This window comes from Curtobacterium sp. MCJR17_043 (genome assembly GCF_003224315.2).
GTDB lineage: Bacteria > Actinomycetota > Actinomycetes > Actinomycetales > Microbacteriaceae > Curtobacterium.
In genome coordinates, this window is sequence record NZ_CP126259.1 from 626,522 (window position 1) to 641,110 (window position 14,589).

Consider the following 14,589-nt stretch of genomic DNA (forward strand, 5'->3'; position numbering starts at 1 on the left):
CCGTACAGCTCGTCCAGCCGGAACCCATGTCATCCGCGAGCCCCACCGTTATGGTTCTCCCCGTGACGAACGCACCCGAGGAGACCAGGCCCCGCCGTGCCGACCGCGCCGTGCCGCCCCGCCACGGGCGCCGGAAGCGCCACTGGGGGAGCCGTCCTCCCTGCGGTGGCAGGCGTCCTCACCATGGCCGTGCTGCTGAGCGGTGGGTACGCGGCCTACGCGTACAACCGGCTCGCGAGCAGCGTCACGAAGGTCGACGCGATCGGCAGTGCGCCACCGGCGGAGGACGACGTCGACGGCAGGGCGATGAACATCCTGCTCGTCGGTGACGACCACCGACCGGACAACGCCACCCCCCGAGCAGCTCGCCGAACTGAGCACCGAGACGGACGGCGGCGCGACCAACACCGACACGATGATCGTCCTGCACATCGCCGCGGACGGCCGCAGCGCGACGATGATCTCGTTCCCGCGTGACTCCTACGTCGACATCCCGGACGTCGGCAAGGGCAAGCTCAACAGCGCCTTCGAGTACGGCACCCGAGACGGCGGTGGTGCCGTCGGTGGTGCGAAGAAACTCATCGCGACGATCCAGGGGCTCAGCGGGCTGACGATCGACCACTACGTGCGGGTGTCGCTGCTCGGCTTCTACGAGATCGTCAAGCAGCTCGGCCCGGTCAACGTCTGTCTCAAGCAGGCCACGAAGGACCCGTACTCGGGCGTCGACCTGCCCGCCGGTGTCTCACAGCTCGATGCGAAGCAAGCGCTGTCCTTCGTCCGCCAGCGGCACGGGCTGCCGAACGGCGACCTCGACCGCCAGGTCCGGCAGCAGTACTTCCTGTCGCAGGAAGCGCGGAAGATCCTGTCGGCCGGCACGCTCCTCAACCCGGTGAAGATGACCAAGATCATCGACGCCATGGGTGACTCCGTCGACACCGACCAGGACCTCGACCTGCTCTCGCTCGCGCGACAGATGAGCAACCTCCGTCCGGCGAACATCAAGTCCGCGACCATCCCGATCCTCGGCACCCCGACGGTCTACCCCAACGGGTACGCGCTCTCCGTGGTCGAGGTCGACACCGCAGGCATGCCCGCCTTCGTCCAGGGCCTCGTCGGGGAGCCGCCCGCGTACACCGACGCGAAGGCCGCTGACCCGGCGTCCGTGTCCGTCACCGTCACCAACGGCAGCGGCGTCACCGGCGCCGCGGCCACCGCGAGCGGCGTGCTCACCGGACGCGGGTTCCAGGTCGGGACGCCCGGCTCCTCGGCGACGACGGCCACGACGATGGTCCAGTACCCGGCCGGCCAGGAGGCCCAGGCCAAGGCCGTCGCGTCCGTGGTCCCCGGCGCGGTGCCGGTCCAGAGCACCGCGGTGCAGGGGGTCACCCTGGTCCTCGGCACGGACGGCGGGATGCCCTCCGCTCCCGCTGCGGCGCAGCCGTCGGAGGAGGCCCAGCCGTCCCAGCCGTCGGAGGAGGCCGAGGCGTCGAAGCCGGCCGAGCCCGCGGAACCCAGCCCCTCGTCGACGGCGGTGCACGAGTACGGGCAGGAAGGCGTCTGCATCAACTGAGGGTGGCCCACCGACGCACGACGGGCGGCGGCGCCCCGGTGCCTCCGGGTAGGTTCGACGGGTGACCAGCACCGCGCGCCCGATCACCCTCATGACCTACAACATCAAGAACCCGGACCCGGCGCACGACTGGCCCGCTCGCCGCCCGGTCGTCCTCGACCTCATCCGTCGGCACGACCCGGACCTGGTGTGCGTGCAGGAGGCGTTCGACCACCAGATGGACGACCTCCGCGCCGGGCTGCCCGACCACGCCGACATCGGTCAGGGTCGCGAGGGCGGCGCCGCGGGCGAGCACGCCGCCGTGTTCTACCGACGCGACCGCTTCCGTCCCGCCGGGTCGGGGTCGTTCTGGCTGTCCGACACCCCGGACGAGCCGGTCTCGAACACGTGGGGCAGCAAGTACCCGCGCATCGCGAACCACGTGGAGTTCCTCGATGCGGAGGGCCCGGCCTTCACGCTGCTGACCACGCACCTGGACCACGAACCGGGCCCGCACGGGGACGAGGTCCGCGGGCGCAGCGCCGCGCTGATCGTCCAGCGGCTGTCGGTCGTCGACGGGCCGGTCGTGTTCGCCGGCGACTGCAACGAGCCGTCCGGGTCCGGTCCGGCGTCGCGGGTCTTCGCCGAGGCCGGGTACACCGACGCGTGGACCGTCGCCGGTGACCCCGAGGACCGGACGGCGTCCTACAACGAGTGGCAGCCGCCGGTGCCGAGCGGAGAGCGCATCGACTGGGTGCTCACCCGCGGGGTGGCCGGTGTCGACCGCGTCGTGATCGACCACGACGGCCCCGAGAGCTGGTTCGCGAGCGACCACTTCCCGGTCGTGGCGACGATCCGCATCTGAGCGGGGCGGCGACGTCGGGCGGTCAGCAGCCCCGCGTCGCGCGGACCGGCATCGGCGACCCGATGACGGTCACGGTGGACTCCTGCGTCAGCACGGACACGCCGTTCTCGCCGGCGCCCTTGCGCTCCGACGACCACCCCGGAGCGAGCAGCAGCTGCCAGGCCTCGGCGTCCTCGGAGCCCAGCGACTCGCGCTCGTCCGCCGCGGCGTCCTCGATGCGGGAACGGACGTCGTCGCCGACCTGCACGCCGTGCGGACCGGAGAGTTCGACGGAGGTGCCGAGCCGGGAGCGGACGTGGTCGCGCAGGACCCGGATCTCGACGCGGTTGCCGGCCGCTGCGGGCTCGCGCAGCGCGGCGACCCGGAGGGCTCCGCCCCAGGTCGAGGTCGTGCTCGCCGGGACGCACCGACCGGCGTCGCCGACCGCGGTCTGCGTGCGCGCCGGCGTGCCGAGCAGCCGGTTCAGGACGCCGACCGTGTGCTTCGCGTCACGCATCGAGACGACCGAGACCGTGCGGTCGTCGGCACGCAGGACGATCGACTCGGCGGCGAGTTCGACCGAGTCGACGGTGCGGAGCGCGGCGCCGGACACGGGACGCCAGCTGGGGGCCGGAGTGGACGTCGCGGTCGGGGTGGCCTCCGCCGCCGCCGCTCGGCCCGCGTCGTGACCGGGCAGACGGTCCACGGAGGCGCCACCCGCCACGAGGGCGAGCACCACGGCGCCGATCGCCGTCACGGTCCTGGGAGTCACCCGCTCGACGGTAGCCGCCAGCGCCCTGGTGGACGACGGGTGTTACCGAAACGGAGCCGCACCGTCACCGGACCGTGACATTCCGGGCCTGCGGTCCCGCCGGGTCCCGGACGCGGCCGGGGACCGTCGCGTAGCGTCGTCGACATGGCGGAGTACGTGGTGGACAGCACGGGTGACAACGCGGCGCACGGCGTCGACCTCGTCGACGGCGACGCGCCGCCCGTGCGGATGATCGTGCACGGTGACCTGCCCGACGCGCTCGACCACGACGGCCGGACCTGGGCGCGCACGGGCGACGCGGAGGACCAGGGCGACGACGCTCCGCCGATCACGGTCTACCGCCCGCTCTGAACCACAGCCGGCCCGGCCCGGACGTGATCCGGACTGCGCGGCGGGGGGACAGCCTCCTGAGCGGGGGCGGGTGCGCGGGTGCGTACCGTCTGGCGCATGACGGACCAGCGGATCGACCAGTACACCATGCAGGACCCGACGAAGCTCTACGCCGACAAGAAGCCGGACGAGCAGTACCTCGAGGGTGCCGGCACCGACGCCGAGATGGCGGAGAACGTGCCCGCCGACCACGGCGAGGACACCTACCGCGGCTCGGGTCGACTCGAGGGCCGCAAGGCGCTCATCACCGGCGGCGACTCGGGCATCGGTGCCGCCGTCGCCATCGCCTACGCCCGTGAGGGTGCCGACGTCGCCATCGGCTACCTCCCCGAGGAGCAGGAGGACGCCGACCGCATCGTCGCCCTCATCGAGGCAGCCGGACGCAAGGCCGTCGCGCTCCCGGGCGACATCACGGACCTGGCGTTCTGCGAGCAGCTCGTCGCGTCCGCCGTCGAGCAGCTCGGCGGTCTCGACATCCTCGTGAACAACGCCGGCAAGCAGCAGAACGTCGACGACATCACGAAGATCTCCGACGAGGAGTTCGACGAGACGTTCAAGACGAACGCGTACGCCACCTTCCGCATCACGAAGGCCGCCGTGCCGCACCTCAAGCCGGGCTCGACGATCATCAACACGACGTCGATCCAGGCCTACGCGCCGTCGCCGCACCTGGTGCACTACGCCGCCACCAAGGCGACCGTCAACAACCTCGCGAAGGGCCTCGCCGCGCAGCTCGCGCCGAAGGGCATCCGCGTGAACGCCGTCGCACCGGGCCCGATCTGGACCCCGCTGCAGCCGGCCGGTGGCCAGCCGTCCGACGCGCTGCCGTCCGCGGGTGAGCAGACCTACCTCGGCCGCTGGGGTCAGCCCGCCGAGCTCGCGCCGGCGTTCGTGTTCCTCGCCAGCGGCGAGTCGTCCTACGTGGTGGGCGAGACGCTGCACGTCGACGGCGGCATGCCGACGCCGTAGTCACCGCGCGGCGGCGCCGCCGACACGACGGGAGGCCCTCGGCTCTGCAGCCGCGGGCCTCCCGTCGTCCGGGCACCCGACGATCAGTGTGTCCCGCAGGTCCGCGCCATCGTCTCGAGGAGTTCCCGGGCGGCGAGGGCCGCCGCGAGCTCGACCTCGACGGGGTTGATGCCGACGGCCTCCTCGAACTCGCGGCGCCGGGCCTGCAGCGCGACGGGCACCTCGGGGCGTTGCGGCAGGACGGCGATCGCGGCGGCCGCGGCCTCGAAGGCACCGTCGGGACGGCCGAGGTGCTCCCACATCGTGCGGACGTCGTGCGCCACCTGCTCGGGCGTGCTGCCGAACTCGAAGCCCGCGGAGGCCATCGTCGCGAGTCCGTGGGCGGTGGAGTCGTTCGGGGACATGGCGGCATCGTCACACATCCGGGCGGGACACGCCCGTGCCGGACACCGCCGCTCCCCGTACTCCGTTGTCCCCCCATCTTGCCGACCCCCCCGTACCGGGGATGCTCGTCGCCCGCGATCTACGGGAGGATCGAGGTGCGGACAGGACGTCCGCACCCCCCGGACGCCTCGGCCACGACCTGACCGTGCTCGTCCCGGACACGGAGGGCACGATGCTCGAAGACACCAGCGCCGACACGATGGCCGCAGCTGCGGCCGCGGCGACCCTGCACCTGCGGATCAGGATCGTCGGTGCGACCGTCGACCTGCTCCGTGACGTCCCCTTCCACGAGGCGCGACCCGAGCACGTCGCCGAGCGGCTCGACATCAGCACGTCCGAGCTGCACCAGCACTTCCCGTCGTGGGACGGCCTCGTCCTGGCCGCCCTCGACCGGTGGAACGGCGCGCGGATGGACGAGGTGACGCGCGAGGTCGGTGACGGCAGCACCGTCGAACTCCTGCGCGCCATCGTCGCCTCGAACGCCGAGGACCCCGCGCTCATGCGGTTGCTCGTCGCCCTGCTCAGCGTGGCGGGCAACCCGGAGCACCCGATGTCGAGCTACCTCCGCTCGCGTTACCAGCTGTTCTTCGCGCAGGTGAAGCGCGGCCTGGAGCACGACATCGCCCTCGGCCGTGCGCCGCACACGATGGACCCCCGCCGCGGTGCTGAGCAGCTCATCGCCCTGTACGAGGGGCTGCAGCTGCAGGCGCTCCTGCGCAGCGAGCTCGACCTCGTCGCGGCCTTCGACCGCGCGGTGGCGCGGCTCGAGCGCGGCTGGATGGAGCGGTACGAGGCGCAGGCACAGCGTCGGCTGTCGACCTGGTCCGACGTGTCCTGGTCGGACGACGAGAACTGGTCGGCCTGACGCTCGTCGCCGACGTCCGGCGCTGACACGGCGCCGGCTGGCCGCTGCCCGCATCCGCTGGGTCGGTGCCGAGGGAGTTCCGGGTACGCCGGGAGGTCCAACGGAAGGAACCGATCGTGGCAGCACCGAACCCCATCCAGATCCAGAAGTACCTGAGCGGCATCGACTACCCCGCCTCGAAGGACGACGTCGTGTCGACCGCCGAGAAGGAGAGCGCCCCCCGACGACGTGCTCGAGGCGCTCCGTGCGATTCCGGACGGTCAGTACGACGGCCCCACGGACGTGTCCAAGGCCGTCTCGGACGCGAACTAGCGCGCCACCGCCGGGCCCGCAGGGGCAGCGTCCGCGCTGAGCGACAGCGCACGTGGGGTCGACCCCGTGCGGTGTCGCTCAGTGCGAACGGCGGGCAGTGTGTGCGGCCGCGGGCGCGGGCGTCGGACGCGTCACCATCGCGGGACGGACCCGTTCCCGGGGTCGTAGCCGGAGTCGCGGATGACCGGCAGCGCGGTGGTGTCGCTGTGCACCGAGTGCACATGGATGCGGCGGCCGCGACGCAGGGCGCGACGTGCCCCCCGGCGTCGCGAAGAGCCCGCCGAGCACGAGCCCCGCGCCGATGGCGAGCGCCACGGTCACCGCCGACCCGAAGTCGAGCACCGAGCTCGACGACCCGCTCATCACGTTGAGCAGGGCGTTCGACACCGCGACACCGGGCAGGAGCGCGCCGCAGAAGGCCGGCACCGCGATCGCCGCGACGGCCGTCCGCATCCGCACCGCGGCGTACGTCGAGAGCACGCCGAGCAGCACCGACGCCAGGAAGGTCGCCCCGAGCAGCGGGAGCCCGAACGCCTTGAGCTGCCAGAGCGCCGCCCCCGCCGCCACGGAGAGCACCACCGCGACCGGGATCACGCGGGCGCTCGCCTGCTGCACGAAGCAGTTCGCCCCGGCCGAGACCACGGTCAGGGACAGGGACGCTCACAGCGGCAGGGCCTGCGTGACGATGCCGGACGGGTCGACCTCGAGCCGCAGCCAGTGCGTCATCGCGATGCCGGCCGGCACCCCGACGACGATCGCCGCGATGAGCATCCCGATCGTGAAGGCCCGGGCAACCGCCATCGCCCGGAACCCGGAGATCGCGTCCTGCGCCCACGTGACGAGTTGCACGTGCGGGAGCAGGAGCACCACGAGGGCGGCCACCATCGTCGCCGCGCCGGTCGGGGTGAGCACGTCCGCCCAGATCGCGAGCGTGCCGATCACCGAGGCGACGCCACCCTGGGCACCGGAGACGAAGAACTGCGGGTAGCCCCGTCCGGTCAGCCACCGGCCGGACACGATGATCCCGAGCATGAGGACGAAGGCCCCGACACCCGCCCGCCAGCCACCACCGGCCTGCATCGCGATCGAGGTGCCGAGCACGGAGAGCCCGACGTCGGCGAGCCACGTCGGCCACCGCGGCGGCATCCGGAGCACCGCGACGAGGGCACTCACGGCGCTGGTCATGTCGCGGTCGTCGTGGATGACGTCGTCGACGATCTGGTTCGCCCACGCCAGCCGCGCCAGGTCCGCGCCGTCGGACCGGGTGCTGCGCACCTTGACGAGTGGCGGACCCTCCACGGGGGAGTACTGGATCGTCACCGCGCTGCCGGAGAAGTCGAGGTCGAGCGGCGCGAGGTTCCACTTCGTCGCGACCGCGATCACCGCCGTCTCGACGCTCCGGGTGTCGGCACCGGACGCGAGCATCACCTCGGCCAGGTCGAGACAGAAGTCGACGATCTGGCGGGCGGAGTACTGCTCCCGCAGCGACCTGGTGTCCGGCGTGACGTGCTCGTAGATGGTGCCGCGGAGCCGTGCGCGGATGTCCCGCATGTCGTGCTGGGCGACGCTCCGCGCCTTCGATCGCGGTCGGGGTGGACGGCCCGGCCGCGGGCCGGGCAGGAGCGGTTCGGCCATCGGACCATTGTGCCTCCCGTCGGTGGGGAGACGGACGGGAGGCCCACCCACCGAGCGGTGGGCGGGCCTCCCGTCAGGCGCGTGCTCGGCGCTTACTGCTCGAACGTCGCGTGCAGCTCGATGTCGACGCCGGTGAGGGCCTTGCTGACCGGGCAGGTCGCCTTCGCCTCGTCGGCCGCCTTCAGGAAGGCCGCCTCGTCGATGCCGGAGACCTCGCCGGAGACGGTGAGGACGATCCCGGTGAGCTTGAAGCCGCCGGCCGAGTCCGGGCCGAGCGAGACGTCGGCCTTGACGTCGAGGGACTCGACGGTGCCGCCGGCCTCGCCGAGGATCGCCGAGAACTGCATCGCGTAGCAGGACGAGTGCGCTGCGGCGATGAGCTCCTCGGGGCTGGTGGTGCCGCCGGCCTCGTCAGCGGCGCGCTTCGGGAAGGACACGTCGTAGGTGCCGACCTTCGAGCTGGAGAGTTCGACCTGGCCGGAGCCGTCGTTCAGGCCGCCGTTCCAAGCAGTGCGTGCGGTGCGCGTGGGCATGGCCGCTCCTTTCGTCGGGGTGCGGGCCGGATGCGACCCTCGTGGCCGAGTCAACCGGAGAACGACCGTTCTCGCAACCGATGCACAGGCGGGACGCAGGATGCCACCGCTGCTCGTCCCACGGCCCCCCGCACCCGCTCCGCCGAGATGGACGACAGGTGTAGCTTTGCGGCATGCGTGCAGTCGTGTTCGAGCAGTACCAGACGTTCCCCTCCCTCACCGAGGTCGAGAAGCCCACGCCCGGGCCGGGGGAGGTGCTCCTCAAGGTCGCCGGTGCCGGTGCGTGCCACTCCGACGTCGCCGTCTACCGCGAGTTCCAGGAGGGGCAGCCCGGCGCACAGCGGCCCGGGTTCGTCCTCGGACACGAGAACTCCGGCTGGGTCGAGTCCGTCGGGGAGGGCGTCACCGGCTTCGCGGAGGGCGCCGCGTACCTGGTCTACGGGCCGGTCGGCTGCGGGCACTGCCGGTACTGCTCGAAGGGGCAGGACACCTACTGCGAGAACGCCGCCACGAACCCGTACATGGCCATCGGCCTGGGGCGCGACGGCGGCATGGCGGAGTACGTGACCGTCCCCGCCCGCAACCTCGTACCGCTCGGGGACGCCGACCCCGTCGCGGCCGCACCCCTGAGCGACGCGGCCCTCACGCCGTACCACGCCGTCAAGAACTCCCTGCCGAACCTGGCCGGCGGCGGGAAGTACGCGCTCGTCGTGGGTCTGGGCGGCCTCGGGCAGATCGCCGTGCAGATCCTCACCGCGCTGACCGGCGCGACCGTCATCGCGACGGACATGAAGGAGGACGCCATGGCGCGCGCTGCCGAGCGCGGCGCGATCACCGTCCCCGGCGGTCACGACCAGGTCGCGCGGATCCGTGAGATCACCGGCGGCAAGGGCGTCGACGCGGCGTTCGACTTCGTCGGTGCGCCCCCGACCATCAAGACCGCGCAGGCGTCGATGGCCGTCGGCGGGCGCTGCACCGTGGTCGGCATCGCCGGCGGCACCACCGAGTGGAACTTCTTCTCGACGCCGTACGAGTCGACGATCACGAACACCTACTGGGGCACCATCGAGGACCTGCACGACGTCGTCGCGATGTACCGCGCGGGGCAGATCGAGCCGGACGTCGAGCGGTACGCCCTCGCCGACGCGCTCGAGGCGTACCGCAAGCTCGAGGCCGGCGAGCTGTCCGGCCGCGCGGTGGTCGTCCCGACGCTCTGACCGCAGCCGCTGCGGTCGAGGCCTCCCCGACCGCAGCCGCCGGCGTCGGCCCGGCGGCGGGGCTGGCCCACCACCGAACTCAGCGCCCCGCCGCGTACCCCTGCGCCCCGCGGGGGTTCGCCGCAGCACCGAGGACCCCGGTCGACGGGTCCCGGGTGACGCAGCACAGCCGACCCAGGCTCCAGTCGCCGGCGCGCGTGACGACGTGCCCGCGCGCCTCCAGACCGGCGACCACGTCGTCGCCGAGCCGGTCCTCGACCACCAGGCCGGCAGGGTCCCACGTCCGCGGCCAGAACGAGCCGGGGAACGACGTCGTGTGCAGGGCGGGCGCGTCGATCGCCTGCTGCGGGGTGTACCCACCGACGATCCAGCGCAACAGGAACAGCAGCTGCCACTGGTCCTGCTGGTCGCCACCGGGCGAGCCGAGGGCGGCGACGGGGACACCGTCGCGGAGGACGAGCGTCGGCGTGAGCGTCGTGCGGGGCCGCTCGCCGGGGCGCAGGGTCGACGCGGTGCCCTCCTCGAGCCACGTCATCTGCAGCCGCGTACCGAGGCAGAACCCGAGCTCCGGGATGGTCGGCGACGACTGCAGCCAGCCGCCGGAGGGCGTCGCGCTGACGATGTTGCCCCAGCGGTCGACGACGTCGATGTGGCACGTGTCCCCGCGGGTGTCACCGTCGGGCGCGACGAACGGTTCGCCGCGGTCCTCCACCGGTACCTCGGCACGCTCGTCCACCGGGCCACGCCGGGCGCCGGGCACGGTGGGCTCGCCGACCCCGGCCGCACCGGTCACGACGTACGAGGTCCGGAGCGGCGGCAGGGCCGGCTCGACGCCCGGCACGGAGCCGGGACGGAACGCGTCCGATGCGGTGTCCCCGATGAGCGCCCGACGCTCGGCCACGGCGGCGTCGGCGAGCAGGGCGTCGAGCGGGACCGTGCCGTCCCCGTAGTACGCGTCGCGGTCGGCCATCGCGAGCTTCAGTGCCTCGACGATCGTGTGGGCACCGAGCTCGGTGGACGGGTCCAGGCGCTCGTCGTCGAGGGGCTCGAGCATCCGCAGGGTCTGCAGGAGCGCCGGACCCTGCCCCCACGGCCCGGTCTTCGCGATGGTGTGGCCGCGGAACGTCGCCGTCGTCGCCGGCTCGGTGGTCGCCCGGAACGCGGCGAGGTCACCGGCTCGGATGACGCCGGCGTGGTCGGTGCCGGACGAGTGCCGGTGCGGCTGCCGGACGAACGCGTCGATCGTGGTCGCGACGAACCCCTCGGCCCACTCCCGACGGGCGGCGTCGATCCGGGAGGCCCGTCCACCGACCGCCTCGTCGCCCGCGCCGGCCCCCGCGTCGACGAGGCGGTCGAACACCGCGGCGAGCGGCTCGTTGCACACGACGTCCCCGGTGACGGGGGGGGCGCGCCTCCCGGCAGCCACCGCTCGGCGGAGGTCGGCCAGTGGTCGCGGAACAGGTCGGCGACCGCGCCGATCGTCCGGACCACGCCCGCGCTGATCGGGTGGCCGTCGCGGGCGTACCCGATCGCCGGGGCCAGCACGTCGGCGAGTTCCCACGTGCCGTGGTCCCGCAGCAGCAGGAGCCAGGCGTCCACCGCGCCGGGGACGGCCGCGGCGAGCGCGCCGGCGCCCGGCACGAGGTCGAGTCCCTCGGCGCGGAAGTGCTCGGGGGGTGGCCGCTGCCGGGGCGGGTCCCTGGCCGACGAGGACCACGGGCGCGGGATCGGCCGCCGTGGCGAACACGGCGGTCAGGTCACCGCCCGGGCCGTTCAGGTGCGGTTCGACCACGTGCAGGACGAAGGCCCCGGCGACGGCGGCGTCGAACGCGTTCCCGCCGCGCTCCAGGACGGACTGGGCGGTGGCCGTGGCGATCCAGTGCGTCGACGCGGTCATGCCGAACGTGCCCTGCAGGTCGGGTCGCGTCCGGTCGGCCGACGGTCGGACGAAGGCGGGGTTCGGCTGGGGGGAGCATGCGTCCCATCCTGTCCCGGGGCGGGCGAGCACACCGACAGCTGTCGCGCACGCCCCCCGGTCCTGGGGATACCCGCAACCGGTTCCGGCTGCGAACCTTGACCGTCGGCGCGTACAGGGACGTGCCACATCAGGACACGCACCGCGCCGGCGCTCGGCGCCCGCGGTGGTCGCACCACGAGCAGGGACACCACGCATGATCAGGGCACGAGCACGCTTCGCCGCGGCCGTCACCGCCGTCGCGATCGCGGCCGCGGGACTCGTCGCGGTGGCGGCGCCGGCGCAGGCCGCCACCTACACGAGCGCCGTCAAGGCCGGGACCACACTGCAGCCCGGCGACTCCGTCAACTCCACGAACGGGCAGTTCCGGCTCGTCCTGCAGGGTGACGGCAACCTCGTCGAGTACGGCATCGGCAACGCGGTGCTCTGGGCCTCCAACACGGCCAACCAGCCGGGGGGCCACCGTCGTCGTCCAGAAGGACGGGTACCTGACGATGGTCCGGAACGGTCGGGTCGTGGCGCAGTGGGGATCGGGTGGCGGTGCCGCCAAGGACTTCGGCGTCCGGGCGGACGGTGAACTGCGCATGCGGAAGGTCGGCAACGGGATGTTCTGGCGCATCGCGACCTTCCAGAACCGCATCACCTCGGGCGGGACCCTCGCGGCCGGCACGACCCTCCGTGCGAGCGCCGCCTCGCCCCGCACGCTCACGATGCAGGCCGACGGCAACCTCGTGCAGTACGTCAGCGGCACGGCGGTCTGGTCCTCGCAGACCTTCGGCAACCCGGGCGCCTACACGGCGCTGCAGCCCGACGGCAACCTCGTCGTCTACTCGGCGGACGGCCGTCGTGCACTCTGGTCGACGCGGACCTCCGGGAAGGGCCCGGCGCAGTTGCTCGTGCAGGTCGACTCGAACGTCGTCCTCTACGGCTCCGCGGACACCCGCATCTGGTCGTCGCGTCCGGTGACGGGTCTGCGCTGGCCGGTGAAGACGACGCGCATCTCCGGCCGCTACGGCGACGACCGCGGTGCCGGCCACGTCCCGCGCTACCACCAGGGCACCGACGCGGTCGTGCCGGTCGGCACGCCGGTGTACTCGTCCGGGCGGGGCACGGTCACCTCGGTGGTCCGCAACCACGCCAGCTACGGCAACTACATCGTCGTCACCTACGGGCTGACGACCGTGCTGACGGCGCACCTCAGCGAGATCGAGGTCACGCAGGGGCAGGTGGTCTCGGTCGGCAAGGAGATCGCGAAGTCGGGCAACACCGGGCAGTCGACGGGCCCGCACGTGCACGTCGAGACCCGGGTGAACGGCACGCTCAAGGACCCGCTGACGGTGCTGCACTTCCGCTGACCCGGTCCCGTCGGGCCGATCCTGCCGAGTCGGTCCCGCCGGGTCCCGGTCGTAGGGTGGAGGGGATGCCACATCCCACCGCCGAGGACGTCCTCGCCGCGTTCGCGCGCACCCCGGGTGACGTCGCCGCCGCGCGCCGGATCGCACGGCGCTTCGCGGACCTGGACCCGGGGGGAGCGGTCGGCACTGCTGTGGAGCGACGACCCGGGTGGGCGGACCGTCGCGGTCGTCATGCTCGTCCAGGCCGCACGGCAGCACGCCGACGCGGACCTGACCGACGAGTTCCTGTCGGCGCTCCGGGCGGAACGCATCGACGACCCGGCGCTCGTCGACCTGGCCGCCGAGGAGCTCGTCGGCGTCCCGTTGCTCGGCGGGTCCACCGGGCCGCTGTACGCGCTCGCGAAGTCGGACGTGGCGCTCGTCCGGCGGGCAGCGGTCGTGGCCACCCTGGCGTTCGTGAAGCAGGGCGACGCGGAGGTCCCGCTCGGGCTGGCCGGGCGACTCGTCCGGGAGCGTGGCGAGGTGGTGCAGTCCGCCCTGGGGTGGGTGCTCCGCGAGACCGGCAAACGGGCGTCCGAGGAGGCCCTGGTGGCGTTCCTCGACCGGCACGGGCGCGCCCTGAGCCGCGCGGCGCTCGAGACCGCGACCGAGCACCTCGCCGCTGCCGACCGGGACCGACTCCGCGCCTGAACCGGCCCGGTACCCGTCGCAGGAGCGCACCGCGCCGAACACGGTGCACCGGTCTCCGACAGGATGGACCGACGACGACAGGAGCCCTCTGGTGCACTCTCACGGCGGCATGCTCGGGACCTTCACCCTCATCGCCCTCACCCTGGCCGGCGCCGTGTACGTCGTCGGCGCGGCCGGACAGCGGCGTCGCGGCCAGCCGGCGTGGCCGATCCCCCCGGACGGTCGCCTGGATCGCCGGGCTCGTGGCCGTGGCCGCGGTGCTCGTCGGACCACTCGGGCACGCCGGGAACCACGACCTCACCACGCACGTCCTCGGCCACGTCGTCATCGGCATGGTCGCGCCCGTGCTGCTCGTGCTCGGGTCCCCCCGTGACGCTCGCCCGCCGGACGCTCGAACCGGTGCCGCTGCAGCGACTCGGACGACTCGCGGGCAACCCGCTGACCAAGGCGCTCGCGTTCCCGGTCGTCGCCGCGGTCCTCGCCGTCGGTGCGTCGTGGCTGCTGTACACCGGGCCCACCGCAGCCGAGTCCACCCGCGACCCGGGGCTGCACTCCGTCGTGATGATCGGGTTCCTGCTCGTCGGGCTGCTCCTCACCGCCGCGGTGGTCGGGGTGTCCGCGGGCATCCGCCGGAGCCCGCGCTGGCTCCGCGTCGCCGTGCTCGCCCTGTCGACCGCCGTCCTCGGAGCCGAGGCGGTCCTGATGGCCGTCGACGGGGTCCCCGGCATCGCTGCCGACCAGGTGCCCTCGGCCGCTGCCGCGCTCGCCGGAGGCGCGGTGCTGTACGCCCTCGTGCTCGGCGCGGTCCTGGCCACCGAGCGTCGCCGCGACGAGCGTGCCGCCCGTGAGGAGCAGGACGTCCTGACGGCGCGCAGGACACGGCCGGCAGGGCCCGTGCCGTCGACGGACCAGGTCCGCTCCGGTCAGCAGGTCTGACCCGCCCGTCCGGTGCGCTGACCGACCCACGCTGGGAGGCGCCACGCGGCGGAGGCGTACCGATGGACGGAGCGTGCCGGGCCTCCCGTCCGGCCCCGCCGCG

The 14,589-nt window shown here is 73.3% G+C and carries 17 protein-coding genes and 2 pseudogenes; 13 read left to right on the top strand and 6 right to left on the bottom strand.

All coding sequences use genetic code 11. The annotated features are described in order from the left end of the window. The first annotated feature begins 165 nt into the window (after nucleotides 1-165). The 3 genes from DEJ15_RS03280 to DEJ15_RS03290 all read left to right on the top strand — a co-directional run bounded on the left by DEJ15_RS03280 (nucleotide 166) and on the right by DEJ15_RS03290 (nucleotide 2,414). Entirely contained in the window at nucleotides 166-477 is a 312-nt protein-coding gene (locus tag DEJ15_RS03280; protein WP_284175597.1) for a hypothetical protein, read from the top strand. Next, nucleotides 416-1,570 (top strand): LCP family protein, encoded by a 1,155-nt coding sequence (locus DEJ15_RS03285; protein WP_284175598.1) that lies wholly within the window; start codon nucleotides 416-418, stop codon nucleotides 1,568-1,570. The genes DEJ15_RS03280 and DEJ15_RS03285 overlap by 62 nt, the downstream gene beginning before the upstream one ends. A 61-nt stretch (nucleotides 1,571-1,631) precedes the next feature. Next, a complete protein-coding gene (locus DEJ15_RS03290) occupies nucleotides 1,632-2,414 on the top strand; it encodes an endonuclease/exonuclease/phosphatase family protein (protein ID WP_110825597.1) in 783 nt (260 codons plus the stop codon). 22 nt (nucleotides 2,415-2,436) lie between these two features. Here DEJ15_RS03290 and DEJ15_RS03295 read toward each other — a convergent pair whose 3' ends face one another. Next, entirely contained in the window at nucleotides 2,437-3,165 is a 729-nt protein-coding gene (locus tag DEJ15_RS03295; protein ID WP_146232839.1) for a hypothetical protein, read from the bottom strand. A gap of 144 nt (nucleotides 3,166-3,309) precedes the next feature. On the opposite strand from DEJ15_RS03295, the gene DEJ15_RS03300 reads away from it, so the two are divergent. After that, nucleotides 3,310-3,516 carry a hypothetical protein gene (locus DEJ15_RS03300; protein ID WP_110825595.1) on the top strand — a complete coding sequence of 69 codons (207 nt, stop codon included), beginning with the start codon at nucleotides 3,310-3,312 and terminating at the stop codon, nucleotides 3,514-3,516. 96 nt (nucleotides 3,517-3,612) lie between these two features. Continuing rightward, a complete protein-coding gene (locus DEJ15_RS03305) occupies nucleotides 3,613-4,524 on the top strand; it encodes an SDR family oxidoreductase (RefSeq protein ID WP_110825594.1) in 912 nt (303 codons plus the stop codon). A gap of 83 nt (nucleotides 4,525-4,607) precedes the next feature. Here DEJ15_RS03305 and DEJ15_RS03310 read toward each other — a convergent pair whose 3' ends face one another. Then, the gene (locus tag DEJ15_RS03310; RefSeq protein WP_110825593.1) at nucleotides 4,608-4,928 is read right to left on the bottom strand and encodes a hypothetical protein; all 321 of its coding nucleotides are present in this window, start codon (nucleotides 4,926-4,928) and stop codon (nucleotides 4,608-4,610) included. A 212-nt stretch (nucleotides 4,929-5,140) separates the two neighbouring features. Between DEJ15_RS03310 and DEJ15_RS03315 the strand changes: the two genes are divergently transcribed. From DEJ15_RS03315 to DEJ15_RS03325, 3 genes and pseudogenes are all read left to right on the top strand, one after another. Continuing rightward, nucleotides 5,141-5,833 carry a TetR/AcrR family transcriptional regulator gene (locus DEJ15_RS03315; protein WP_146232840.1) on the top strand — a complete coding sequence of 231 codons (693 nt, stop codon included), beginning with the start codon at nucleotides 5,141-5,143 and terminating at the stop codon, nucleotides 5,831-5,833. A gap of 116 nt (nucleotides 5,834-5,949) precedes the next feature. Continuing rightward, nucleotides 5,950-6,006: pseudogene (locus tag DEJ15_RS03320) on the top strand (DUF2795 domain-containing protein); the annotation flags it as partial. A 55-nt stretch (nucleotides 6,007-6,061) separates the two neighbouring features. Next, nucleotides 6,062-6,145 carry a DUF2795 domain-containing protein gene (locus DEJ15_RS03325; protein ID WP_284176284.1) on the top strand — a complete coding sequence of 28 codons (84 nt, stop codon included), beginning with the start codon at nucleotides 6,062-6,064 and terminating at the stop codon, nucleotides 6,143-6,145. A gap of 78 nt (nucleotides 6,146-6,223) precedes the next feature. On the opposite strand, the gene DEJ15_RS03330 is transcribed toward DEJ15_RS03325, so the two are convergent. The 3 genes from DEJ15_RS03330 to DEJ15_RS03340 form a co-directional block, all read right to left on the bottom strand. Continuing rightward, nucleotides 6,224-6,787 (bottom strand): threonine/serine exporter family protein, encoded by a 564-nt coding sequence (locus DEJ15_RS03330; RefSeq protein WP_284175599.1) that lies wholly within the window; start codon nucleotides 6,785-6,787, stop codon nucleotides 6,224-6,226. 18 nt (nucleotides 6,788-6,805) lie between these two features. After that, entirely contained in the window at nucleotides 6,806-7,780 is a 975-nt protein-coding gene (locus DEJ15_RS03335; protein WP_110825589.1) for a threonine/serine exporter family protein, read from the bottom strand. 92 nt (nucleotides 7,781-7,872) lie between these two features. Beyond that, nucleotides 7,873-8,313: an OsmC family peroxiredoxin gene (locus DEJ15_RS03340; protein WP_110825588.1), complete on the bottom strand. Its 441-nt coding sequence runs from the start codon at nucleotides 8,311-8,313 to the stop codon at nucleotides 7,873-7,875. Between the two features lie 173 nt (nucleotides 8,314-8,486). Between DEJ15_RS03340 and DEJ15_RS03345 the strand changes: the two genes are divergently transcribed. After that, nucleotides 8,487-9,530: an NAD(P)-dependent alcohol dehydrogenase gene (locus tag DEJ15_RS03345; protein ID WP_110825587.1), complete on the top strand. Its 1,044-nt coding sequence runs from the start codon at nucleotides 8,487-8,489 to the stop codon at nucleotides 9,528-9,530. Between the two features lie 79 nt (nucleotides 9,531-9,609). Here the strand turns inward: DEJ15_RS03345 and DEJ15_RS03350 are convergent. Next, nucleotides 9,610-11,427 (bottom strand): annotated as a pseudogene (locus tag DEJ15_RS03350) (gamma-glutamyltransferase family protein). A gap of 274 nt (nucleotides 11,428-11,701) precedes the next feature. On the opposite strand from DEJ15_RS03350, the gene DEJ15_RS03355 reads away from it, so the two are divergent. The 4 genes from DEJ15_RS03355 (at nucleotide 11,702) to DEJ15_RS03375 (ending at nucleotide 14,486) form a co-directional block, all read left to right on the top strand. Continuing rightward, nucleotides 11,702-12,082, top strand: a complete 381-nt coding sequence (locus DEJ15_RS03355; RefSeq protein ID WP_284175600.1) for a hypothetical protein — start codon at nucleotides 11,702-11,704, stop codon at nucleotides 12,080-12,082. Further along, nucleotides 12,021-12,860, top strand: a complete 840-nt coding sequence (locus tag DEJ15_RS03360) for a M23 family metallopeptidase (RefSeq protein WP_284175601.1) — start codon at nucleotides 12,021-12,023, stop codon at nucleotides 12,858-12,860. Before DEJ15_RS03355 ends, DEJ15_RS03360 begins: the two co-directional genes overlap by 62 nt. Before the next feature lie 117 nt (nucleotides 12,861-12,977). Then, nucleotides 12,978-13,550: a DNA alkylation repair protein gene (locus DEJ15_RS03365; protein ID WP_284175602.1), complete on the top strand. Its 573-nt coding sequence runs from the start codon at nucleotides 12,978-12,980 to the stop codon at nucleotides 13,548-13,550. Between the two features lie 369 nt (nucleotides 13,551-13,919). Beyond that, the gene (locus tag DEJ15_RS03375; RefSeq protein WP_284175604.1) at nucleotides 13,920-14,486 is read left to right on the top strand and encodes a cytochrome c oxidase assembly protein; all 567 of its coding nucleotides are present in this window, start codon (nucleotides 13,920-13,922) and stop codon (nucleotides 14,484-14,486) included. Nucleotides 14,487-14,589: the final 103 nt, after the last annotated feature.